Consider the following 21,569-nt stretch of genomic DNA (forward strand, 5'->3'; position numbering starts at 1 on the left):
GGTCGCGTGCGCACGCAGGTCGGCATAGTCGGGGCGGGTCCGGCGGGGCTCGTCCTCGCCCGGCTGCTGCAGCGGGCCGGGATCGACGCGGTGATCCTGGAACGCCGCTCGCGATCCTATGTGGAGAGCCGGGTTCGCGCGGGGGTGCTCGAACACGGGACCGCGCAACTGCTCGACGAGCTCGGCGTGGGACAGCGGATGCGCCGGGAGGGCATGGTGCACCGCGGCATCGTGCTGCGCTTCGGCGGCGAGAGCCACCGGATCGACCTGGAGGCGCTCACCGGTAAGACCATCACGGTGTACGGCCAGCAGGAGGTGGTCAAGGATCTGATCGCCGCACGGCTGGCCGACGACCTCCCGCTGCACTTCGAGGCCGAGGTCACCGCCGTCGACGGCACCGTGCTGGAGTACGAGCAGAACGGCGTCCGGCACCGCCTCGAGTGCGACTTCGTGGCCGGCTGCGACGGCTCGCACGGGGTGGCCCGCCTGGCCGTGCCCGACGGCGCGCTGCGGACGGCCGAGCGCGTGCACCCGTACGCGTGGCTCGGCATCCTGGCCCGCTCCCCCGCCGCCGCCGACGAGCTGGTCTACGCCTACCACGAACGCGGTTTCGCCCTGCACAGCATGCGCACCCCGGACATCATCCGGCTCTACCTGCAGGTGCCGCGCGACACCGACCTGGCCGCCTGGCCCGACGCCCGGATCTGGGACGAACTGCGCGCCCGGCTCGACCTGCCGCTCCAGGAGGGCGAGATCCTGGAACGCGGCATCACCGGGATGCGCAGCTTCGCGGTCGAGCCGATGCGCCACGACCGGCTCTTCCTGGCCGGCGACGCGGCCCACATCGTCCCGCCGACCGGGGCCAAGGGCATGAACCTGGCCATCGCCGACGTGCGGGTGCTGGCCGAGGCGCTCACCGCGCACTACCGGGAACGGACGGACGAACTGCTGGACGGCTACTCACGGACCTGCCTGAAGCGGGTCTGGCTGGTGCAGCGCTTCTCCCACTGGATGACCACGATGCTGCACCGCCACGAGGGTGACGACGACTTCGGCCACCGCGTCCAGCTCGCCGAGCTGGAGTACGTGACCGGTTCCACCGCGGCGGCGACCACCCTGGCCGAGAACTACGTGGGACTCCCCCGGTGAACGCCCGGATCGTCCCGCTCGCCGACGCGATCGCCGAGCTGGTGCACGACGGCGACACCGTCGCGCTGGAGGGCTTCACCCACCTGATCCCGGTGGCGGCCGGCCACGAGATCATCCGGCAGGGGCGGCGGGGGCTGACCCTGGTCCGGATGACCCCGGACATCGTCTACGACCAGCTCATCGGGGCCGGCTGCGCGGCCAAGCTGGTGTTCTCCTGGGCCGGCAACCCCGGCGTCGGGTCGCTGCACCGCTTCCGCGACGCCGTCCAGCACGGCTGGCCGGCGCCGCTGGAGATCGAGGAGCACAGCCACGCGGGCATGGCCAACCGGTACGTCGCCGGCGCGTCTGGCCTGCCCTTCGCCGTGCTGCGCGGCTACCTCGGCACCGACCTGCCGGAGCACACCGCCACCATCGCTCCGATCACCTGCCCGTTCACCGGGGAGACGCTCACCGCGGTGCCGGCCCTGAACCCGGACGTCGGCATCGTGCACGCCCAGCGGGCCGACCGGGCCGGCAACGTGCAGTTCTGGGGCATCACCGGGGTGCACAAGGAGGTCGTACTGGCCTCGGCCCGGTCGCTGGTCACGGTCGAGGAGCTCGTGGACGAGCTGACGCCGGTGCCCGGCGCGGTGGTGCTGCCCGGCTGGGCGGTCACCCGGGTCGCGCACGTGCCGGGCGGCGCCCATCCCTCGTACGCGATGGGCTACAGCGACCGCGACAACGACTACTACCAGGCCTGGGACAAGATCAGCCGGGACCGGGAGGCGTTCACGCGGTGGCTGACGGGAGTGACGGCATGACCTGGACCGCGGACGAGATGATGACCGTCGCGGCGGCCCGGGCCCTGCGCGGCGACACCCGGTGCTTCGTCGGCATCGGCCTGCCCAGCACGGCGGCCAACCTGGCCCGCCGTACCCATGCCCCGGACCTGGTCCTGGTCTACGAGTCCGGCACGATCGGCGCCAAGCCGGACCGGCTGCCGCTGTCCATCGGCGACGGCGTGCTCGCCGCGACCGCCGACGCGGTCGTCAGCGTCCCGGAGATGTTCAACTACTGGCTGCAGCCCGGCCGGATCGGCGTCGGTTTCCTCGGTGCGGCCCAGATCGACCGGTACGGCAACATCAACACCACGGTCATCGGCGCCGACTACGCCGACCCCGGGGTACGGCTGCCCGGCGCCGGCGGGGCCCCGGAGATCGCGGCGTCCTGCCGTGAGGTCATCGTGGTGGTCCGGCAGAGCCCGCGGACGTTCGTCGACCGGGTCGATTTCGTGACGTCCGTCGGTCACGGCCGCGGGCCCGGCGACCGGGCCCGGCTGGGCCTGCGCGGACGCGGCCCGGTCCTGGTCATCACCGACCTGGGCGTGCTGGAGCCGGACCCGGGGACCCGGGAGCTGACCCTGACGCGGCTGCACCCCGGGGTCACGGTCGAGCAGGCCGTCACGGCCACCGGCTGGGAACTGCGCGTCGCCGACCCCCTGACCGGCACCGACCCGCCGAGCGAGCACGAGCTGACCGCCCTGCGCGCACTGACCGGAGCGAAGGAGAACCCATGACCGTGCACCCGCCGCTGCTGTCCCCCGGCTACAAGTCGACGATCCTGCGGGCCCCGCACCAGGCGCCGATCCTGCTGCCGCACACGCTGACCGAGCTGACCGGGCCGGTGCTGGGCGAGGGCCCGGTGGCCGCCGCGGACGCCGACCTGACCGTGGACGGCACCGGCGAGGCGCAGGGCCAGCGCATCGTGGTGCACGGCCAGGTCCGCGACACCGACGGCCGGCCGGTGCCGGACACCCTGGTCGAGGTGTGGCAGGCCAACGCGGCCGGCCGCTACCTGCACAAGTGGGACCGGCACGACGCGCCGCTCGACCCGCACTTCACCGGCGTGGGCCGCACGATGACCGACGCGCAGGGCAACTACCGCTTCGTGACGGTCAAGCCGGGCGCGTACCCGTGGGGCAACCACCCGAACGCCTGGCGGCCCGCCCACATCCACTTCTCGCTGTTCGGCCGGGCGTTCACCCAGCGCCTGGTCACCCAGATGTACTTCCCGGACGACCCGCTGTTCGCCTACGACCCGATCTACCACTCGGTGCCGGAGTTCGCCCGCGACCGGCTGGTCGCCGGCTTCGACCTGGGCGCCACGGTCGAGTCGTGGGCGCTGGGCTTCCGCTTCGACATCGTGCTCAGCGGGGCGGCGGCGACGCCGATGGAGACCCGATGAGCACGAACGCGACGCCGTCGCAGACCGTGGGGCCGTACCTGTCGATCGGGCTCACCTGGGACGAGGGCCCGCACGTGGTCGCGGCCGACGCGCCCGGGGCCGTGTGGTTGCGCGGTGAGATCCGCGACGGTAGCGGCGACGTGGTGAAAGATGCCCTGGTGGAGACCTGGCAGAGCGACCCTTCGGGCCGCTTCCACACCCCCGGCTTCCGCGGCCTGGGCCGCTGCGCCACCGACGACGACGGCCGGTACGCGATCCGCACGGTCAAGCCGGGCGTGGTGCAGGACCAGGCCCCGCACCTGGACATGTCGGTGTTCGCCCGCGGCCTGCTGCACCGGGTGGTCACCCGCGTCTACTTCGCCGACGAGCCGGCCGCGAACGAGGCGGATCCGGTCCTGGCCCGCGTCCCGGCCGAGCGGCGGGGCACCTTGATCGCGGAGAAGTCCTCGGACGGCTACCGCTTCGACATCACCCTGCAGGGGACCGATGAGACCGTCTTCTTCACCGTCTGACGCCCCCGGGCTGTTCGACGGCGTGCTGGCCGCCGGGGACGTGCGGGCGGCGGTGGCCGACGCGGAGTGGGTGCGCGCGATGCTGGACGCCGAGGCTGCGCTGGCCCGGGCGGCCGCCCGGTGCGGGATCGCCGCGGCCGAGGACGCCGCGGTTGTCGCTGAGGCCTGCGCGAGTCTGGAGGTGGATCCGGGCGAGCTGGGCGCCGAGGCGACCGGTACGGGCAACCCGGTCGTGCCGCTGATCAAACGGCTACGGGCGGCGGTGCCGGAGCACGTGGCGTCGCTGGTGCACCGGGGCGTGACGAGCCAGGACATCGTGGACACGGCGGCGATGCTGGTCGCGCAGCGGGCGCTCGTGCCGCTGCTGGCCGACCTGGCCGCGGTGACCGAGCTGACCGCGGCCCTGGCCGACCGGCACCGGGGGACGGTGATGGCCGGGCGGACGCTGCTGCAACAGGCGCTGCCGACGACCTTCGGTCTGGTCGCGGCCGGGTGGCTGACCGGCCTCGACAGTGCGCGGCGTCGGCTGATCGAGGTCGGCGAGCAGCGGCTCGCCGCCCAGCTGGGCGGGGCAGCCGGCACTCTCGCGGCGTTCCAGCCCGGCAAGTCGGGGGCCGGAGCCGGCGCTGAGACCCGGGCTGCGGCAGGCGATGCCGGGCCCGCGACGCACGACGCCGGATCCGGGACAGGCCCGGCCGGGGTCGCGGTGGGTGATGTCGGCGTCCGGATGTTGGGCGCGTTCAGTGCCGAGGTCGGGCTGGCGGAGCCGGACCTGCCGTGGCACACCGAGCGGACCCGCGTCGCCGACCTCGCGGGGGCGCTCGGCGCCGCGGCCGGGGCGATCGCCAAGGTCGCCCGGGACCTGGTCCTCCTGGCCCAGACCGAGGTGGGTGAGGTGGCCGAGGCCGGCGACGGCGGCGGCTCATCGACGCTGCCGCACAAGCACAACGCCATCGCCGCGATCAGCGCCGCCGCCGCGGCCGCCCAGGCACCCGGGCTGGTCGCCACCCTGCTCGCCGCCATGGCGCACGAGCACCAGCGGGCCGCGGGCGACTGGCACGCCGAGTGGCAGCCGCTGCGGGCGCTGCTCACCTCGACCGGGTCGGCCGCTCATCAGCTGCGCCGGGCCCTGACGGACCTGCGGGTGGACGCCGCCCGGATGCGCGCCAACCTCGACCTGACCCACGGCGCCCTGCTGGCCGAACGGGTCGCCGGGGCGTTGCGCCCGGCCCTGGGCACCGAGGCCCACGCGGTGGTCCGCGCGGCCCTCGCCCGCGGCGACCTGAGCACCGACCCGGCGATCACCGCCCACCTGGACCCGGCCGACCTGGCCGGCCTGCTCGCGCCCGGGACGTACCTGGGCAGCGCCGACGCCCTGATCGATCGCGCCCTGAACGCGGCCCGGCGATGAGCGCGGTCGCGGTGCATCACCGCGTGGACGGGCCGGCCGGCGCTCCCCCGCTGCTCATGATCAATTCGCTGGGTGCGGATCTGAGCATGTGGGAGCCGCAGCTGCCCGCGCTCAGCTCACGGTTCCGGGTCATCCGGTACGACGCGCGCGGCCACGGTCGCTCACCCGTACCCCCGGGTCGGTATGGCCTGGCCGATCTCGGGCGTGACGCGCTCGCGCTGCTGGACCGGCTCGGGATCGCGCGGGCCGATGTCGTCGGCCTGTCGCTCGGCGGGATGACCGCCATGTGGCTGGCCGCGCACGCGCCCGAGCGGGTCGACCGGCTGGTGCTGTTCTGCACGTCGGCCCGGCTGGGGCCGCCGGCTGCCTGGGCCGAGCGGGCCGCGACGGTCCGGGCCGGGGGCACCGCCGCCGTCGCCGACGCGGTCGTCGCCCGCTGGGTCACCCCGGGCTACGCGGCGGCCCACCCGGGCGAGGTGCGGCGGCTGCGGGACATGGTCGCGGCGACCCCGGCGATCGGGTACGCCGGTGCGTGCGCGGCGATCGAGGAGATGGATCTGCGGCCGGACCTGCCCGGTGTCACCGCCCCCACGCTGGTGGTCGCCGGGGCCGACGATCCGGCCACGCCGCCCGCCCACGGGGCCGCCATCGCCGCGGCGATCCCCGGTGCCCGGCTCGAGGTCGTCGCCGACGCGGCGCATCTGGCCAGTTTCGAGCAGGCGGCGACCGCGAACCGACTGATTCTGGAGGCGCTCGATGGCTGACGACTACACCGACGGCATGGCCGTGCGGCGCGAGGTGCTCGGCGACGCGCACGTGGACCGGGCGGTCGCGGCCACCACCGGCTTCACCGCGCCGTTCCAGGAGTACATCACCCGGACCGCCTGGGGGCAGGTGTGGACCCGGGACGGCCTGGACCGGCGTACCCGGTCCTGCGTGACGCTCGCGCTGCTCACCGCCCTGCAGTGTCACGACGAGCTGGCGATGCACGTACGGGCCGCCCGCCGCAACGGGCTCAGTCCCGACGAGATAGCGGAGGTCCTGCTGCACACCGCCGTGTACGCGGGCGTGCCCGCCGCCAACGCCGCCTTCAAGATCGCCGAGGCTGTGCTGGCCGACGACGGATCCGGGGCGTGACCCGATGGTCGCAGCGATGGGTGAAGACGCGCGCGAGCCGCACTTCGTGCAGTCCCTGGAACGCGGGCTCGCCGTCATCCGGGCGTTCGACGCCCATCACCGGGAGCTCACCCTCAGCGAGGTGGCCCGGATCTGCGACCTCACCCGGGCCGCGGCCCGGCGCTTCCTGCTCACCCTGACCGACCTCGGCTACGTCCGCACCGACGGACGGCTGTTCTCGCTGACGCCGCGGGTGCTGGAGCTGGGCTACGCGTTCCTGTCCAGCCTGTCGCTGCCGGAGGTGGCCGAGCCGCACCTGGAGCAGCTGTCGGCTGAAGTCCACGAGTCGTCGTCGGTCTCGGTGCTGGACGGCGACGACGTGGTGTACGTGGCCCGGGTGCCGACCCGGCGGATCATGACCGTGGCGATCAACGTGGGGACCCGGTTCCCGGCGTACGCCACGTCGATGGGCCGGGTGCTGATCGCGCATCTGCCCGCCGAGCAGGTCGAGGCGTATCTGGGGCGGGTGCGGTTGGAGCGGCTCACGGCGCGGACTGTCGGGTCGGTCGCGGAGCTGCGGGACGAGCTGGCGCAAGTCCGCGAGCAGGGTTACGCGATCGTGGACCAGGAGCTGGAGGAAGGGCTGCGCTCGATGGCCGCGCCCGTCGCCGACCGTTCCGGGGCTGTGACCGCCGCGGTCAATGTGTCGGTGCATGCGAGCCGGACTTCGGTGGCAGCGATGCGGGCGGAATTGCTACCGGCGTTGCTGGCCACCGCGGAGCGCATCACGGCCGATCTGCGGGTGACGAGACCGGGGCGTTAGCTTGTCGTTCAACCTCCGGGCCGAACCGGCGTCGCCGCGAACCAGCCCGCCGCGCGCCATCAGAAGTGTGTTCTTGGGCGAAGGTCATCCGGTGTGTTCCGGTGCTACCCCGTGGCTTGGTCGACAGGCGACACGATACGGGTCAGCAGGGTGATGAGTTGTTCTCGTTCGTCTTGTGTCAGTGCTGCGATCAGTTCGGCGTTGGCTTGCTCGCCCAGCCTTGCGGTCCGGTGAAGCAGCTGGGTGCCCTCTGGTGACAGGGAAATGGCATTCTTGCGCCGATCGGCGCGATCGCGGTGACGAACGATCAGGCCGCGTTGATGCAGGTCGTTGACGATCGCGGACATGTCTTTCGGGTGCACTTTCAGGATCCGGCCCAGTTCAGCCTGGGACACCGGCTCTTGTTCGGCCACCGTCGCGAGGGCCGCATGGTGCATCATCCGGATGTCCTCAGCGGCCAGTGCTTGCGCCACCAGCTGGTGACCACGGGCCGCGGCCCGGCCGAGCAACCAGCTCGGCAGCACGCGAATCTGAGCGGGCGCGTAGGGACCGTCCGACATGCCAACCGCCTTTTAATCCGTTGGGATACCCCAACGAGCTGACTTATAGTGGGGATCTCCCAACGATAAAGGAGGCGGCAGTGCGAAGCGTGCGTTACCACCGGCACGGAGGCCCGGAGGTTCTGCATCTCGACCAGGTGCCCGAGCCCGAGCCCGGGCCTGGCGACCTGCTGGTGCGCACGGAGGCCATCGGCGTGACGCTGCCAGGCGTCCGCAAGGTCCGCGGCGAGGGCGACCGCAGCCCCCTACCGGGCACGCCGGGCGGCGAGGTCGCGGGCCGGGTGATCGCCGTCGGCCCGCAGGTCACCCGGTACGAGGTCGGCGACCGGGTCACTGGTCTCGCCTTCACCGGCGCCTACGCCGACGTCGTGGCCATGCCGACACTCACCACCAGCCTCATCCCGGACGACGCGGCCGGCACGCAAGCAGTCGGCCTGGTGCGGAGCGGACACGTCGCATCGGCGGCGCTGGCAACCGCCGGCCTGACCGGAGGCGAGTCGGTCTGCATCACCGGTGCCGCCAGTGGTGTCGGGCACCTCGCTGTCCAGCTGGCGAAACTGCAGCGGGCCGGACGAGTCACTGCGGCAGTCAGCAGCACCGCGAAGGCCGACTTCCTGTCCGGACTCGGCGCCGACGCGGTCGTGACCTATCAGGACGAGCAGTGGGGCGAGCCGTTCGACGTCGTCATCGACGCCGTGGGCGGTGAGCTGTTGCCGAAAGCCATAGCTTCGTTACGCCCCGGTGGACGGCTCATCTTCTGCGGCTCCGGGGGCGGAACCGTCCCGGCGTTCGACCTCCTGGCCGGCTCCAAGACCATCACCGGCATGACCATGGCGCGATTCGCCGCCACACAGCGCGACCTCTACGACATCCATCACAAGCAACTCTGGCGCCTACACCGCGCAGGACAACTGCACGTCGCCATCCACGCCGAAGTTCCGTTGTCTGACGCCGCCGAAGCGCACTCGATCATCGAGGCCCGGGCCAACTGCGGAAAAGTAGTCCTCATACCCTGAACCAGCCATTCGGGAAGGCCGGTCAGGACATTCCTGAAAGCATCGAAACGGGGTCTGTAAGTACAACGGCACCTCTCCTCCTGACGCCTCTACGCGGGAAGGTGCCGTTTTCTTGCCGTCCCTCGAAACGAGCACGGTGGTTGGCTGGGCCGCACTGATCTTCGCTCCGGGCCGACGCGCGTTATTTCACCAACCGCGTGTGGTCGGACCGCACGGTGCGAGAGTTGTCCGGTTCAACTGCGTAATGTCAGCCCGTCACTCGCTGACCACATCGCAGGAGAACCGCATTACATGATCGTCTTTGTCGTTCTCCCCCTGGTACTACTCCTGCCGACAGCATTCTTCGCCCTGCACTGGTACGTGTGGCGGCGCCTCATCCACGACACGACCACACCGGGCTCCCCGATCCGCCGGGCCGGCACCGCCCTGTTCGTGGCCGGGCCCTTGCTGCTACTACTCGCTCTGCCGCACGACCTGCCCGGTGTTCCGTTCCGGGCCGAAGCCATCATCGACTGGCCGGGCTTCATGTGGCTCGCCCTGTTCCTCTACCTCTTCCTCGCTCTGGCTGCGGGAGAGGTCGTGCGTCCGCTCCTCCACCGGAGGGTGAGCCGACGTCGGACCGCGCAGAGCGAGCACCCCACGACTCAACCCGTCGTCAGCCCGGCCTCGCCGCCACTGTCCCGGCGTGTCTTCGTCTCCCGCGTCGTAGGCGGGAGCGCCGCAGCCTTGGCGCTGACCACCGTGAGCTACGGGACCTTCGGGCTTCTGCGCGGCCCTCGGGTCAAGCGGATCACCGTGCCCATGGCCAAGCTGCCCCGCAGCGCCGACGGCTTTCGCATCGCGGTCGTCAGCGACATGCACCTCGGCCCGTTGCTCGGCCGCGACTTCGCCCGGCGCGTGGTCGACACGATCAACAGCACCCAGCCCGACCTCATCACGGTCGTGGGTGACCTGGTCGACGGCAGCGTCGCGGATCTGCGTCCGGCCGTGGCTCCGCTGGCCCGGTTACGCGCCCGGCACGGCGCCTTCTTCGTGACCGGCAATCACGAATACCTCTTCGACGCCCAGCAGTGGATCAGCGCGGTCCGTGACCTCGGCGTGCACCCGTTGGAGAACAGCCGGGTGGAGCTGCCCGGCTTCGACCTGGCCGGCGTCAACGACGTGGCCGGGGCGGGTCAGGGGCAAGGCCCGGACTTCGCCCGCGCGCTGGGCGACCGGGACCGCGCCCGGACCGCTGTCCTGCTGGCGCACCAGCCCGTGGTGATCGACGACGCCGTTGCCCACGGCGTGGACCTGCAACTGTCCGGCCACACCCACGGCGGGCAGCTGTGGCCCGGCCCGTACGTCGCCGAGCTGGTCGTGCCCACCGTGGCCGGGCTGGAACGCTACGGCGACACCCAGCTGTACGTCAGCCGCGGCGCCGGAGCCTGGGGACCGCCGGTACGGGTCGACGCTCCGTCCGACATCACCGTCATAGAGTTGGCCTCGACGTAGTTCTGCCTACGCGACGTGAGCGCTGGCCCGGCGCTTCTCCCTGTACATCTCCGCGTCCGCGGTCGCCACCAGCCGGGAGAAGTCCTCGCCGGCCCGGCCGATCGCGTAGCCGACGCTGGCGCCGATGCGGTGCACGCCGGTGCTGCCGCAGATCGGCTCGCGGATCGCCTCGCGCAGCCGCTGGGCGGCCTCCGGCAGGGCCCGGGTCAGGTCGTCACCGGTCAGCACCGCGACGAACTCGTCGCCGCCGGTGCGGGCCAGCACGTCGTCGGGGCGCAGGTGGTGCTGCAGGCGCTGGGCGACGATCCGCAGCACCTCGTCGCCGGCCTCGTGCCCGGCGTCGTCGTTGACCTTCTTGAAGCCGTCCAGGTCCACCACCAGCACCCCGACCTGGGGCGCGCCCCGGGCCGGCAGGGTGTCGATGCTGGTCTTGAGCAGGGCACGGTTGGCCAGGCCGGTGAGGCTGTCGTGGGTCGCCGCGTACTCCGCCTCGGCCTGGCTGCGCTCGAGCTGCGAGTGCAGCCGGGCGTGCTGGATGGCGATGGCGGCGTGCTCGGCGAAGAAGGCCAGGATCTCCTGCTGCTGGGCGTCCGGGCGGCGCCCGTCGTCGGGCAGGTCGACGCTGAGCACACCCACCCACTCGCCGGACGGCGCCATCAGCGGCGCGAACAGGCAGTCCAGCGGGTGCCACAGCTCCGGGTCGTCGGTCGCCTCGATGTCCGGGACCCAGACGTAGAGCGACTCGGGCACGCCGTTGCGGTGGTCGACGAAGTAGAGCGAGCCCCAGCGTTCGGCCCGGCGGAACAGCTCCCGCCAGTTCTCCGCCGAGCCGCGGGTGCCGAGCAGCTCCCGGCGCAGGTCGTCGCTGCCGGCCACGGCCACGGTGGTGTAGTCGCCGTTCTCCTCGGCCAGGTTGACGGCGGCCAGGCCGAAGCCGGACGCCTCGACGACCCCGCTCGCGACGGCGTCCAGGGTCTGGGTGAGATCCAAGCTGCCGTGCACACGCTTGGTCACCGCGTGCAGGGCCCGGAGGGCCTGCAGCTGCGGATCGGAGGCCGTCACCCGCGCTCCCTTCGCCACACCGTGATCAACCGACCGTAGTGCATCCGCCTACGCCTCGTGGACCCTGCTCATCGACGACCGGCCCGCTGAGCTGAGGACTTCGGCCGCCCGCACCGTGGCGGCCAGCGTGTCGTGCACCCGCAGGCCGGGGCGGGCCAGGGCGACCTGCACCTCGACGTCGTGCCGGCGCGGATACCCCGGGTCGGCCCCGACCGCGAGCGAAACCCCACGGGTGACGTGCACGCCCAGCTCGTACAGGGTGATCGGCTGGACGCTGCCGCCCGGGGCGAACCAGAACAGCACCACGTCGGCGCGGTGCAGGTGGGTGTGCTCCCAGGTGATCTGTTCGGTGGCGGCGGCCGGGTCGGCGAGGTCGAAGGTGGCGCGGCGGGGATCGACGACGGTCAGCCCGGGCGTGTCGCGCAGCATGGCCACGGCCTGCGACTGCCAGTCGGGGCAGTCCGTGATGCCGCCAGCCAGGAACAGCACCGGCCCGGGCCCGTCGTACCGCTGCGGCGCCTGCACGTATCGCACGATTGCCACGGTAGCCGTCACACAACCGTCATGTGGCCGCGGGCGGACCGCCATGTGCGTACCTGATCATGGGCCCGGATGACGCGGTCGCGTGGCCGCGCCGCTCGTGTGCCCCCGCGAGTGGCGGCGCCCGCGGCCGCGGCATCCCCTACCGGCTCGCCGCGGTCAGCCGGGGAATTCGGCCCGCAGCCACTGCAGGGCGGCCGGGCAGTCGTCGAAGATCGGGAACAGCCCGTCCACGTGCATCGTGTGCAGCACGGTGACGACGAACCGCGACGGACCGGCCAGGACCACGACCCCGTCCCGGCGCCGGGCCCGCCGGTGCGCCCGGACCAGCAGACCGAGCCCGACGTCGTCCAGCGTCGGCACCGCCGTCAGGTCCACGACCACGTGCGGATGCCGGTCGACAGCATCGGTCAGGCTCTCCCGCAGCGTCGGCGCCACCGTGGCGTCCATCCCGGCTCGCACGTGCACGACCACGGCGTCCAGCCGTACGTCCAGCTCCACCTCGGGTGCGGTCATCGGGCCTCCTCGACCTCGAGCACGTGGTCCACCCGGGCCAGACCCAGCATCCGGCGGACCCGCGCGCCCGGGGCGCGCAGGGTCAGCCGGGCGTCGGCGCGGATCAGCTCCCGGTGCACCTGCAGCAGCACCACGATGGCAGCCGCGTCTATCCGCGGGCTGTGCCGCAGGTCGACGATCAGCCGGGCCGGGCGCCCGGCCACCGCGTCGCGGAACCGGGACTGCCACCGGTCGACCGTCGCGCCGGCCAGCGCTTCGGTGACGACCACGGTCGTCTCCTGCATCGCGTGCTCACCGCTCACAGCTGCAAGGTTCGACCCGGTGTGTGGCGGGTGGTCCGCAGCCGTATGACGGTTGCGTGACAGTCCGGTCGCGCCCGCCCCCGCTCTTTGGCGGCACGCGGCCGGACGGGGATGATGCATGGCATGTCAGCAGTGCTGGTGATCGAGGACGACGACCGGATCCGGCTGTCGCTGGTGCTGGCGCTGGAGGACGAGGGCTACGAGGCCACCGGCGCTCCGACCGCCGAGGAGGGCATCGCCGCGCAACGCCGCCGGCCGGCCGACACCGTGCTGGTCGACCTCATGCTGCCGGGCATCGACGGCTTCGAGTGCATCCGGACCCTCCGCCGCGCCCACGACGTGCCGATCGTGGTGATCAGTGCCCGCGACGACACCCACGACATCGTGGCCGCGCTGGAGGCCGGCGCCGACGACTACCTGGTCAAACCGGTCGCGGTGAAGGAGCTGACGGCCCGGCTGCGGGCGCTGCGCCGCCGGGCCCGGGCCGGGGCCGGCGACGAGGTCCCGGTGCTGCGCTTCGGCGACCTGGAGATCTCCCCCGAGGCCGGCGAGGTCCGGCTGGCCGGCACCCCGGTCGCCGTCACCCGTACGGAGTTCCAGCTGCTGTGCGAGCTGGCTGAGCATCCGGGCCGGGTGCTGTCGCGCCACCAGCTGCTCCAGCGGGTCTGGGGCTACGACGGCGGCGACGAACGGCTGGTGGACGTGCACGTCGGCCGGCTGCGGCAGAAGATCGAGGACGGCGAGGGTGCTCCGCGGCACCTGGTGACCGTCCGCGGCCTGGGTTACAAGCTGCAGCGATGAGGCGCGCCGGGCTGCGGGTACGGGTGGTCGCCGGTTTCGCCGCGGGCGCGCTGGCCCTGTCGGCGACGATGGCGCTGGCGTCGTACCAGGTGGCCCGGCAGGCGCTGATCAACGAGCGCGAGCGCACCGCCGTGCGGGCCGCGTACAACGACGCCGCCGCGGTCCGGGCCGGCCTGGGCGCCACCACCCGCCCGGACGTCGCCGCCGTGCTCCGCGTCCTGGACACCGGCGAGAGCCGCCGCGCGCTGCTGCAGCGCCAGGGCAACTGGTACGCCCTCAAGGCCGACGAGGGCAGCACCGGCGCGATCCCGGTGGCCCTGCAGCGGCAGGCGGCCGCGGGCACCGCCTCGGTGCAGCGGATCCGCACCGGCGGGCACGCCAGCATCGTGGTGGCGGTGCCGCTGTCCCCCGGCGACGTCTTCTACGAGGTCGACTCGCTGCGCGAGCTGGAGCACACCCTGAGCGTGCTGACGGTCGTGCTGACCCTGGTCGCGGTGGGTACGGCGGTGCTGGGCGCCGGTCTCGGCTGGTACGCGAGCCGATACGTGCTGCGCCCGCTGCGCCGGGTGGCCGACGCCGCCCAGGAGATCGCCGGTGGCGCCTCGAAGTACCGGCTGGACCCGGCGGCCGAGCCCGACCTGGCCCGGCTCACCACGTCGTTCAACCACATGGTCGACGAGTTGTCGGCCCGGCTGGAACGCGACCGCCGGTTCGCCGCCGACGTCAGCCACGAGCTGCGGTCCCCGCTGCAGACCCTCGCCGCGGCGGCAAGCGTGCTGGAGCGCCGCCGCGAGCACCTCGACGAGCGCACCGCCACCGCCGCGGGCCTGGTCACCCAGGAGATCGCGCACTTCCAGCAGCTGGTCAACGACCTGCTGGAGCTGTCCCGCAGCGACCGGCCGGCCACCCGCACCACCACGGACGTGGCCGATCTGGCCCGGCAGGTGTGCCGGGAACGCCGGTTGCCGGCGACGATCGTGGCGGCCGACGGCGAGTCCCGGTGGAGCGTGGACCGGCGCCGGGTCGGGCAGCTGCTCGGCAACCTGCTGGACAACGCCCGCGCGTACGGCGGTGGCCCGGTTGCGGTGAGCCTGCGCCTGGACGGTGACGTGGGCCGGATCGACGTCGACGACGAGGGTCCGGGGGTCAGCCCGGAGGACAAACCGCTGATCTTCGACCGGTTCGTCCGGGGCCGGTCCGCGGGCGCCCGGGCCGACTCGGGTGGCGCGGGGCTGGGGCTGGCCCTGGTCGCCCAGCACGCGGCCGCGCACGGCGGGACGGCCGCGGTGCTGGACCGGCCCGGCGGAGGCGCCCGCTTCCGGGTCGACCTGCCGGGGTGCCGGCCATGAGGACGCCGCGGACCGTGGCGGTGCTGACGCTGGTCGTGCTGGCCGCGGCCGGGTGCGGGGTGCCGCTGGACGCCCAGCCGCGCAGTCTGGGCGCCGCTGGTGAGGTGGGCCGGTCCGGCAGCCCGGCGGCCCAGGTGGCCGGCTCGACGGTGCTGCGGCTCTACCTGGTCCGCGACGGCCGGCTCGTGCGGGTGCCGCGCCGGGTCCCCGCGCCGCTGACCGCGGCCCAGCAGCTCGACGCCCTGCTGGCCGGGCCGACCGCGGAGGAGAGCGAGGACGGGCTGTCCAGCGCGCTGACCACGACGACGGTGACGAGGATCGACCTGGCCGGCCGGCGCGCGACCGTCACCCTGGGCGACCGCGCCGGTCCGGGGGTACGCAGCGACGAGGTGCTCGCGTTCGGGCAGATCGTCTGCACGCTGACCAGCCTGCCGGACGTGGGCACGGTGTCCTTCGTGGCGGACGGCGCGCCGCTGTGGGTGCCGCGCTCGGACGGTTCGCTGGCCGACACCCCGCTGACCATCGCCGACTACAGCAGCCTGCTCGACTGACGGCGGCGACGATGGCGTACGAGGTCGAGGTCGAGCGGGCGTTCCGCGCCCGGCAGGGTCTCCCGTCACCGGTACGGCAACGCCGCGGGCTGTCCCCGCTCGACCCGGGCGCCGACATCGAGGTGGTGCTCCGGGTCGCCGTGGCCTTCGACGACGCCCAGCTCACCGGGCGCGGCTGGTTCTTCGACACCGACGAGCTGGCCGAACGGCTCGACGGCTGGGCGCAGGTGCTCGGGGACGGGGTGTGGACGGCGCGCTTCGCCTTCCGGCCCACGTTCGAGCTGGTCGCCCGGCACATCTTCGGCGAGCTGGCGGGGGTGGTGGTGCCGCAGCTGGCCTGGGTCGAGCTGGAGGACCGGACCTTCGGCAGCCGTACCCGTTATCGGGCGCGCTGAGCGCCCAGCACGCGTCCCATCCGGCGGGCCGCCTCCAGCAGGCGGTCCGGGGGCAGGGCGGCGTAGCCGAGCACCAGGCCCGGCGGCCCGTCGAGCAGCCGGTGCCAGGAGAGCGGGTGGACGCGGACGCCGTCCTGCTCGAGCCGGCGCGCCAGCTCGGTGTCGTCGGCCGGCCCGGGCAGGGTGATGAGCAGGTGCAGCCCGGCGGCGACGCCCTCGACGCGGGCGTGGGGCACGTGTTCGCGCAGGCCGTGCAGCAGGGCGTCGCGGCGGCGGACCTGCCGGCGGCGGACCGTGCGCAGGTGGCGTTCGTAGTCGCCGCCGGCCAGCAGGTGGGCGAAGATCAGCTGGGGCAGCGCCGGGTTGCCCAGGTCGCTGGCGTGCTTGGCGGTGACCAGGTCGGCGTGCCGCGCCCGCGGGGCGATCAGCCAGCCCAGGCGCATGCCCGGGGCCAGGGACTTGGAGACGCTGCCGGTGTAGGCGACCCGGTCGGGCGCCGAGGCCTGCAGCGCGGCGACCGGGGCCCGGTCGTAGCGGTGCTCGGCGTCGTAGTCGTCCTCGATGATCAGGCCGGGCCGGGCCAGCAGGGCCCGGCGCCGGGCCGGGCTCAGCACCACTCCGGTCGGGAACTGGTGGGCCGGGGTGAGCAGCACGGTCTCCAGCCCGGTGGCGGTGAGCCGGTCGACGCGCAAACCCTCGTCGTCGACCGGGACGGGCACCGGTCGCAGCCCCCAGTGGGTCAGCTCGTCGCGGGTGCCCCGGGAGCCGGGATCCTCGACCGCCACCTCGGTGCCGCCGCGGGCGCGCAGGGTCTGCGCGAGCAGTGCCAGCGCCTGGGCGACGCCGCTGACGACGATGAGGTCGTCGGGGCCGGTCTGCACGCCGCGGGTCCGGGCCAGCCAGCCGGCCAGCTCGCCGCGCAGCCGCGGGTTGCCGCGCGGGTCGCCGTAGCCGAGGTCGGCGTTGGTCGCGGTCGCGAGCACGGCCCGCTCGGCGCGCAGCCAGGCCGCCCGGGGAAAGGCCGACAGATCCGGTACGCCCGGGGACAGGTCCAGGTCGACGCCGGGTGAGGGCGGCAGCGGCAGCCGCATCGCGGACGGCTCCCGGGGCCGGCTCTGCGTCTGGGGCTGGGCCGCCAGTCCCGTCACCACGGTCCCGGCCCCGGTGCGCCCGCTGAGAAGCCCCTCGTCGGTCAGCCGCTGGTACGCCTCCACGACCACCCCGCGGGACAGCCCGAGATCACCGGCGAGCGCCCGGGTGGCCGGCAGCCGGGCCCCGGCGGCCAGCCGGCCGTCCCCGATGGCGGCGCGCAGCGCGTCGACCAGCCAGGCGGTGACGCCCTTGGCCGGCGCCGCGCCGCTGTGCAGCTCCAGGAAGTCGATTTGGTCCACTCCTCGAACCGAAGATTGGTCCTTCCTGCTGGACCATACTCGCGTCGAGCATGGTTCGTGTGTCCCGTTTCCTGCCCCTCGCCGCCGGGTCCGCGGCCATGTCCTGCGTCGGCGGCAGCGTCGCTGTCTCCGCCGAGATCGCCGACGCCCCGCTGTTCACCATCCAGGCCCTGCGGTACGCGCTGGCCTGCCTGCTGCTGCTCGGCTTCGCCGCGTTGAGCCGCCAGCAGCCGGTCCGCCCGCGCGGCTCCGAGTGGTTGTGGCTGGCCGGTATAGCCGCGACCGGCCTGGTCATCTTCAACGTGGCGCTGGTGCAGGGCGCCCGGCACGCCGAACCCGCGGTGCTGGGCGTCGCGGTCGCCTGCGTACCGGTGCTGCTCGCCGCCATCGGCCCGGTGCTGGAAGGACGCGGCCCGGCGCCGGCGGTCCTGGCCGGCGCGGTCGTGGTGACCGTCGGCGCCGGACTTGTGCAGGGCATGGGTCGCACCGACGGGATCGGGCTGCTCTGGGCGGTGGTCGCCTTCGCCTGCGAGGCCGCGTTCACCCTGCTCGCGGTGCCGGTCCTGGGCCGGCACGGCCCGGTCGGGGTGTCCGTGCACGCCACGTGGCTGGCCGCCGTGATGCTGGCAGTGCTGGGCGTGCTGCACGAGGGCCCGGCGGCGGCGCTCCGGCTGACCGGGAGCGACCTGGCCGCCGGGGCGTACCTGGCGGTCGCGGTGACAGCGGTGGCGTTCGTGCTCTGGTACGCCTGCGTGTCGCGCCTCGGCGCCGGACGGGCCGGGCTGCTCACCGGCATCGCACCGATCGCCGCCGCTCTGGCCGGGATGGCCCTGGGCGGACCGGCGCCCCGCCCGCTGGTCTGGGCCGGCATCGCCGTCGTGGCCTCGGGCCTGGCCATCGGCTTGCGCACCACCGCCGGGAAACGTTTCGACCAGCCGCTCACGGGTCGCCGTCCGGTGCCCGCGCTCACCGGGGAGATCGTATGAGGTTCCAGCATCACGACGACATCTGGAGGGAGTTCCCGGCTCTTGCCGCGGGCGCTCTGCTGGTGACGGCCGCACCCACCCCCGCACACGCCGCCGAGGTGGTCACGCACCAGCTCGTGGTCGCGCGCTCACGGCTGGCGGCCGGTCCCGAGGGTCAGTTCCCGGAGATCCAGGCGTGGCGGCGCGCGTTCACTGCCATGGGCGTCAGGGCCACCCAGTACCGCTGTGCCTCCGAGTCGCTGCTGCGCCGGCTGCGGCGTGACGGCGAGCTGCCCACCGTGCATCCGCTGGTCGACGTGTGCAACGCGATGTCCGCGGCCTTCGCGATCCCGGTCGCCGCGCTGGACGTCGCCCGGATCGACGGCGACCTCGAGGTGCGTCACGCCGCCGGGGAGGAGAACTACCTGACGTTCGGCGGCGAGAAGGAGCACCCGGTGCCCGGCGAGGTGACGTTCGCCGACTCCGCCGGCAACGCCCACGCCCGGCGGTGGACCAACCGGCAGAGCGGGCTCTCCGCCGTCACCGCGGACACCACGACCGCGCTCATCGTGGCCGAGGCCCTTCACGAGGGAGCGGCCGCCGAGATCGCCCGGCTGACCGACGCACTGGCCGGCGCTCTAGGGGCGGAACGGGTGTCCGTTCTCACCCGGGACGCGCCCGGATTCACGATATAGTCACCCACGTCGATGCCCTCTCGTGAAGGCAGGTCCGATGCGTCTGGTCACCGTGATCGCTGTCAGCGCGGCACTCCTGGCCGTTCCCCAGGCCGCCACGGCCGCCGTCCCTGCGGAGTGTTACGACCGCACCGCCCCCGTCACCTACGAGGAGGGCCGGATCGAGACCCCGGCGCTGCCCGGCGGGACGCGGGTGCCGTACGAGCTGGTCGAAGCGGGTGGCTTCACGCCGTACGCGCGGGCTCTGACGGGGTCGCTGTGCCGGACGCGGTCGGTCACCGACGCACAGCGGGTGCTGCGGCGCGAAGGTGACCGGCTGTGGCGCACGGCCGTGCTGCGGGCGCAGGGCAAGGTGCGGATGGGCACCATCGAGCGCTACGACGACCGCCCGCTGTACTGGACGCGGCTGATGGGCACGCGTGACCTGCGGCAGTGGCAGCCCCCGTTCCCGCTCACCGACGCCCAGCGCGCGGGCCTGCTGCGGACCTACGAATACGCGGCCCGCGGGATCTCATCCACCGGCTTCGCGCGCGGGGTGCGGCGGGTGCTGGTCAGCGGGTTCGACCCGTACCAGCTGAACGGGGAGATCCGCCGGTCCAACCCGTCCGGGGCGTCGGCGCTGCAGCTCGACGGCCTGCGCTTCACCGCGGCCGGCCACCGCGTGCAGGTGCAGGCCGTAGCGCTGCCGGTGACCTGGAGCGGCTTCGACGCCGGCATCGTCGAGGACACGTTCGGGCCGCACCTGACCGCCCGGTCCCGGCAGCGCGCCGATCTCATCATGACGATCAGCCAGGGCAACCGCGGCGTGATGAACATCGAGCAGTGGGCCGGCGCCTGGCGGGGCGGCTCGCCGGACAACAACAACGAGGGCGTCGCCGAGCCGGTGCCCCCGGCGCCCCGCTGGCCGCAGCCGCAGCCCCAGCCCGAGTTCATCGAGACGACGCTGCCGTGGGCGGCGATGGTCGCGGCCGGGACCGGCCCGTGGCCCACGGCCCTGAACCCCCGGCTGTGCGAGTGGCCGGCGGGCACCCGGCCGGACCCGGCCGCGGTGCGGTGTCACACCAACGGGCCGGCCCCCGGGTCGCAGGCGCAGTCCGGTGGTGGCGGCAACTATCTGTCGAACGAAAGCATGTACAGGTCCAACCGCCTGCGGCTGGCGCTGGGCGCGACCGACGTCCCGGGCGGGCACCTGCACATCTCGGCGCTGGTCTACCCGGCCGATCCGCTGGTGCTCATCGACGAGGCCTTCGCCACCGACCGCGCGGCGACCGTCGACCAGACCGTGGAGCTGGTGAAGGCGGCGGCCTCGGCCGTGTGACCGGGACAAACGAAAAGGGCCGCCCGATGGGCGGCCCTTTTCGTTGCTCGGGAGGTCAGCCGACCAGCGTCGGGATCTTCTCGAACAGCTGCGTGGTGAAGGTGACCATCTCGTGCAACATCCAGTTGCCGGAGAACAGGATTGCCGCGCCGACGCCCACGGCCTTGGGGACGAACGACAGCGTCGCCTCCTGGATCTGCGTGACCGACTGGAACAACGAGATCGCGAAACCGATCAGCAGCGCGGTCAGAAGGACCGGCGCGCACATCTTCGCGGCGATGGTCATGGCCTGCAGCCCCAGCTCAACGATCTGCGTGTCCGTCATGCCATCCCCTTCGGGCTCCCGCCGGAGCCGGGGAGCGCAGAACGGGGGCGCCACGGTTGCCGTTCGGTTCAGGCCTCCGGAAAGCTCAAGTCGGCGAAAGCGGCCGTGGCGGACTGCCGGGCGACCCGGCTCAGCTGCTCGTCGGTGAGGCCGGTGGCGTAACGGGCCAGAGCGTGCTCCTGGGACAGGGTCACGTCACTGACGCGGGGGTTGTCGGTGTTGAGAGTGACCGCCACACCCGCCGCCAGCAGCGTGTGGATCTGGTGGTCGCGGTAGCCCGGCGCCGCCCCGGTCTGGGTGTTGCTGGTCAGCGCCACCTCCAGCGTCACCCCGGCCCGGGCCAGCTCCTCCAGCAGGCGCGGATCCTCGGCGGCGCGTACCCCATGGCCGATCCGCTCGGCACCGAGGTCTTCGACCGCCGCCCGGACGCTCCCCGGTCCCGCCGCCTCCCCCGCGTGCACGGTGATGGGCAGTCCCGCGTCGCGGACCCGGGCGAACGCCGGGGCGAACAGCGCGGCCGCGTACCCGGCCTCGTTGCCGGCCAGGTCGACCCCGCACCACACGTCCCGCCGGGTGAGGAACGTGGCGACCTGCTCCAGGGCACGTTCCGGCCCGAGGTCGCGCAGGATCGTCGCGATCAGCCCGGCCCGCAGCCCGGTGCCGCGGCTGCCGGCCGAAACGCCGTCGGCGACCGCGTCGATCACCGCGGGCGGCGCGAGGCCGGTCTGCTGCTGGATGAAGTACGGGCTGAAGCGCAGCTCCACGTAGTCGAGGCCGTCGTCGAAGGCGTCCTCGACCGCCTCCCGTCCGGCCCGCCGCCAGTCGTCGAGGGTGCGGAACACCCCGATCTGGTCGTCGACCTTGGCCAGGTACGGCAGCAGCCCACCCAGCGGCCCATCGGCGACGAGCAGGTCCCGGGGCCGGGGTTGCGCCGCCAGCGGATGGCCGTCACGCCGGGCCACGTCCAGGAACGTGCTCGACCGGATCGAGCCCTCCAGGTGCCGGTGCAGGTCGATCAGTGGGCGCGTCGCCATATCGCTCGGTCCCTGAAGGAA

Annotated in this window: 26 protein-coding genes; 18 read left to right on the plus strand and 8 right to left on the minus strand. The window is 73.4% G+C overall.

Annotated features, from left to right (window positions below):
* Positions 1 to 6 precede the first annotated feature (6 nt).
* From ACWEOZ_RS04590 to ACWEOZ_RS04630, 9 genes are read left to right on the plus strand one after another with little or no spacing between them, the layout of a single operon-like run.
* A complete protein-coding gene (locus ACWEOZ_RS04590; protein WP_451909378.1) occupies positions 7 to 1,149 on the plus strand; it encodes a 4-hydroxybenzoate 3-monooxygenase in 1,143 nt (380 codons plus the stop codon).
* On the plus strand, positions 1,146 to 1,949 hold the full coding sequence (locus ACWEOZ_RS04595) for a CoA transferase subunit A (RefSeq protein WP_451909379.1): 804 nt from the start codon (positions 1,146 to 1,148) through the stop codon (positions 1,947 to 1,949). The genes ACWEOZ_RS04590 and ACWEOZ_RS04595 overlap by 4 nt, the downstream gene beginning before the upstream one ends.
* Positions 1,946 to 2,704 (plus strand): CoA-transferase subunit beta, encoded by a 759-nt coding sequence (locus ACWEOZ_RS04600; protein WP_451909380.1) that lies wholly within the window; start codon positions 1,946 to 1,948, stop codon positions 2,702 to 2,704. The genes ACWEOZ_RS04595 and ACWEOZ_RS04600 overlap by 4 nt, the downstream gene beginning before the upstream one ends.
* Positions 2,701 to 3,372 carry a protocatechuate 3,4-dioxygenase subunit beta gene (gene pcaH, locus ACWEOZ_RS04605; RefSeq protein ID WP_451909381.1) on the plus strand — a complete coding sequence of 224 codons (672 nt, stop codon included), beginning with the start codon at positions 2,701 to 2,703 and terminating at the stop codon, positions 3,370 to 3,372. The genes ACWEOZ_RS04600 and pcaH overlap by 4 nt, the downstream gene beginning before the upstream one ends.
* Positions 3,369 to 3,884, plus strand: coding sequence for a protocatechuate 3,4-dioxygenase subunit alpha (gene pcaG / locus ACWEOZ_RS04610; protein ID WP_451909382.1), 516 nt, complete (start codon positions 3,369 to 3,371; stop codon positions 3,882 to 3,884). The genes pcaH and pcaG overlap by 4 nt, the downstream gene beginning before the upstream one ends.
* Positions 3,859 to 5,295, plus strand: a complete 1,437-nt coding sequence (locus ACWEOZ_RS04615) for a lyase family protein (RefSeq protein ID WP_451909383.1) — start codon at positions 3,859 to 3,861, stop codon at positions 5,293 to 5,295. The genes pcaG and ACWEOZ_RS04615 overlap by 26 nt, the downstream gene beginning before the upstream one ends.
* The gene (pcaD, locus tag ACWEOZ_RS04620; protein WP_451909384.1) at positions 5,292 to 6,059 is read left to right on the plus strand and encodes a 3-oxoadipate enol-lactonase; all 768 of its coding nucleotides are present in this window, start codon (positions 5,292 to 5,294) and stop codon (positions 6,057 to 6,059) included. Before ACWEOZ_RS04615 ends, pcaD begins: the two co-directional genes overlap by 4 nt.
* Positions 6,052 to 6,432, plus strand: coding sequence for a 4-carboxymuconolactone decarboxylase (gene pcaC / locus ACWEOZ_RS04625; RefSeq protein WP_451909385.1), 381 nt, complete (start codon positions 6,052 to 6,054; stop codon positions 6,430 to 6,432). The genes pcaD and pcaC overlap by 8 nt, the downstream gene beginning before the upstream one ends.
* Positions 6,433 to 6,448: 16 nt before the next feature.
* A complete protein-coding gene (locus ACWEOZ_RS04630) occupies positions 6,449 to 7,234 on the plus strand; it encodes an IclR family transcriptional regulator domain-containing protein (protein WP_451909386.1) in 786 nt (261 codons plus the stop codon).
* A 104-nt stretch (positions 7,235 to 7,338) separates the two neighbouring features.
* On the opposite strand, the gene ACWEOZ_RS04635 is transcribed toward ACWEOZ_RS04630, so the two are convergent.
* Positions 7,339 to 7,794, minus strand: coding sequence for a MarR family winged helix-turn-helix transcriptional regulator (locus ACWEOZ_RS04635; protein WP_451909387.1), 456 nt, complete (start codon positions 7,792 to 7,794; stop codon positions 7,339 to 7,341).
* Positions 7,795 to 7,931: 137 nt separating this feature from the next.
* Between ACWEOZ_RS04635 and ACWEOZ_RS04640 the strand changes: the two genes are divergently transcribed.
* Together ACWEOZ_RS04640 and ACWEOZ_RS04645 are read left to right on the plus strand one after the other, a co-directional pair.
* Positions 7,932 to 8,810, plus strand: coding sequence for a quinone oxidoreductase family protein (locus ACWEOZ_RS04640; protein ID WP_451909388.1), 879 nt, complete (start codon positions 7,932 to 7,934; stop codon positions 8,808 to 8,810).
* Between the two features lie 291 nt (positions 8,811 to 9,101).
* A complete protein-coding gene (locus ACWEOZ_RS04645) occupies positions 9,102 to 10,304 on the plus strand; it encodes a metallophosphoesterase (protein ID WP_451909389.1) in 1,203 nt (400 codons plus the stop codon).
* A 6-nt stretch (positions 10,305 to 10,310) separates the two neighbouring features.
* On the opposite strand, the gene ACWEOZ_RS04650 is transcribed toward ACWEOZ_RS04645, so the two are convergent.
* The 4 genes from ACWEOZ_RS04650 to ACWEOZ_RS04665 all read right to left on the minus strand — a co-directional run bounded on the left by ACWEOZ_RS04650 (position 10,311) and on the right by ACWEOZ_RS04665 (position 12,724).
* Positions 10,311 to 11,366: a diguanylate cyclase domain-containing protein gene (locus tag ACWEOZ_RS04650; protein ID WP_451909390.1), complete on the minus strand. Its 1,056-nt coding sequence runs from the start codon at positions 11,364 to 11,366 to the stop codon at positions 10,311 to 10,313.
* A 48-nt stretch (positions 11,367 to 11,414) separates the two neighbouring features.
* Positions 11,415 to 11,900 carry a nucleoside 2-deoxyribosyltransferase domain-containing protein gene (locus ACWEOZ_RS04655; RefSeq protein ID WP_451909391.1) on the minus strand — a complete coding sequence of 162 codons (486 nt, stop codon included), beginning with the start codon at positions 11,898 to 11,900 and terminating at the stop codon, positions 11,415 to 11,417.
* 165 nt (positions 11,901 to 12,065) lie between these two features.
* On the minus strand, positions 12,066 to 12,422 hold the full coding sequence (locus ACWEOZ_RS04660) for an STAS domain-containing protein (RefSeq protein WP_451909392.1): 357 nt from the start codon (positions 12,420 to 12,422) through the stop codon (positions 12,066 to 12,068).
* Entirely contained in the window at positions 12,419 to 12,724 is a 306-nt protein-coding gene (locus ACWEOZ_RS04665) for an STAS domain-containing protein (RefSeq protein WP_451909393.1), read from the minus strand. Before ACWEOZ_RS04665 ends, ACWEOZ_RS04660 begins: the two co-directional genes overlap by 4 nt.
* A 123-nt stretch (positions 12,725 to 12,847) precedes the next feature.
* Between ACWEOZ_RS04665 and ACWEOZ_RS04670 the strand changes: the two genes are divergently transcribed.
* Genes ACWEOZ_RS04670 through ACWEOZ_RS04685 form a run of 4 tightly spaced genes read left to right on the plus strand, consistent with a single transcriptional unit; the run spans position 12,848 to position 15,820 of the window.
* Complete coding sequence (locus ACWEOZ_RS04670; RefSeq protein ID WP_451909394.1) at positions 12,848 to 13,525, plus strand: response regulator transcription factor; 678 nt, start codon at positions 12,848 to 12,850, stop codon at positions 13,523 to 13,525.
* Entirely contained in the window at positions 13,522 to 14,874 is a 1,353-nt protein-coding gene (locus tag ACWEOZ_RS04675) for a sensor histidine kinase (protein ID WP_451909395.1), read from the plus strand. The genes ACWEOZ_RS04670 and ACWEOZ_RS04675 overlap by 4 nt, the downstream gene beginning before the upstream one ends.
* On the plus strand, positions 14,871 to 15,425 hold the full coding sequence (locus ACWEOZ_RS04680; protein WP_451909396.1) for a GerMN domain-containing protein: 555 nt from the start codon (positions 14,871 to 14,873) through the stop codon (positions 15,423 to 15,425). The genes ACWEOZ_RS04675 and ACWEOZ_RS04680 overlap by 4 nt, the downstream gene beginning before the upstream one ends.
* Positions 15,426 to 15,436: 11 nt before the next feature.
* On the plus strand, positions 15,437 to 15,820 hold the full coding sequence (locus tag ACWEOZ_RS04685; RefSeq protein WP_451909397.1) for a hypothetical protein: 384 nt from the start codon (positions 15,437 to 15,439) through the stop codon (positions 15,818 to 15,820).
* Here ACWEOZ_RS04685 and pdxR read toward each other — a convergent pair.
* Positions 15,805 to 17,211: a MocR-like pyridoxine biosynthesis transcription factor PdxR gene (gene pdxR, locus ACWEOZ_RS04690; protein WP_451909398.1), complete on the minus strand. Its 1,407-nt coding sequence runs from the start codon at positions 17,209 to 17,211 to the stop codon at positions 15,805 to 15,807. The genes ACWEOZ_RS04685 and pdxR overlap by 16 nt on opposite strands.
* 50 nt (positions 17,212 to 17,261) lie before the next feature.
* Here pdxR and ACWEOZ_RS04695 point away from each other — a divergent pair, with 50 nt between their 5' ends.
* The 3 genes from ACWEOZ_RS04695 to ACWEOZ_RS04705 are packed head-to-tail and all read left to right on the plus strand — an operon-like array spanning position 17,262 to position 20,189.
* Positions 17,262 to 18,197, plus strand: coding sequence for a DMT family transporter (locus tag ACWEOZ_RS04695; RefSeq protein WP_451909399.1), 936 nt, complete (start codon positions 17,262 to 17,264; stop codon positions 18,195 to 18,197).
* Positions 18,194 to 18,871: a B3/B4 domain-containing protein gene (locus ACWEOZ_RS04700; protein WP_451909400.1), complete on the plus strand. Its 678-nt coding sequence runs from the start codon at positions 18,194 to 18,196 to the stop codon at positions 18,869 to 18,871. Before ACWEOZ_RS04695 ends, ACWEOZ_RS04700 begins: the two co-directional genes overlap by 4 nt.
* Positions 18,872 to 18,908: 37 nt before the next feature.
* Positions 18,909 to 20,189: a hypothetical protein gene (locus tag ACWEOZ_RS04705; RefSeq protein WP_451909401.1), complete on the plus strand. Its 1,281-nt coding sequence runs from the start codon at positions 18,909 to 18,911 to the stop codon at positions 20,187 to 20,189.
* Positions 20,190 to 20,244: 55 nt separating this feature from the next.
* Here ACWEOZ_RS04705 and fliQ read toward each other — a convergent pair whose 3' ends face one another.
* Both fliQ and add read right to left on the minus strand, forming a co-directional pair.
* Positions 20,245 to 20,514 (minus strand): flagellar biosynthesis protein FliQ, encoded by a 270-nt coding sequence (gene fliQ / locus ACWEOZ_RS04710; RefSeq protein ID WP_212990639.1) that lies wholly within the window; start codon positions 20,512 to 20,514, stop codon positions 20,245 to 20,247.
* 68 nt (positions 20,515 to 20,582) lie between these two features.
* Positions 20,583 to 21,548 (minus strand): adenosine deaminase, encoded by a 966-nt coding sequence (gene add / locus ACWEOZ_RS04715; RefSeq protein WP_451909402.1) that lies wholly within the window; start codon positions 21,546 to 21,548, stop codon positions 20,583 to 20,585.
* Positions 21,549 to 21,569 lie beyond the last annotated feature (21 nt).

The sequence above is a fragment of the Actinoplanes sp. NPDC004185 genome, assembly GCF_053603475.1.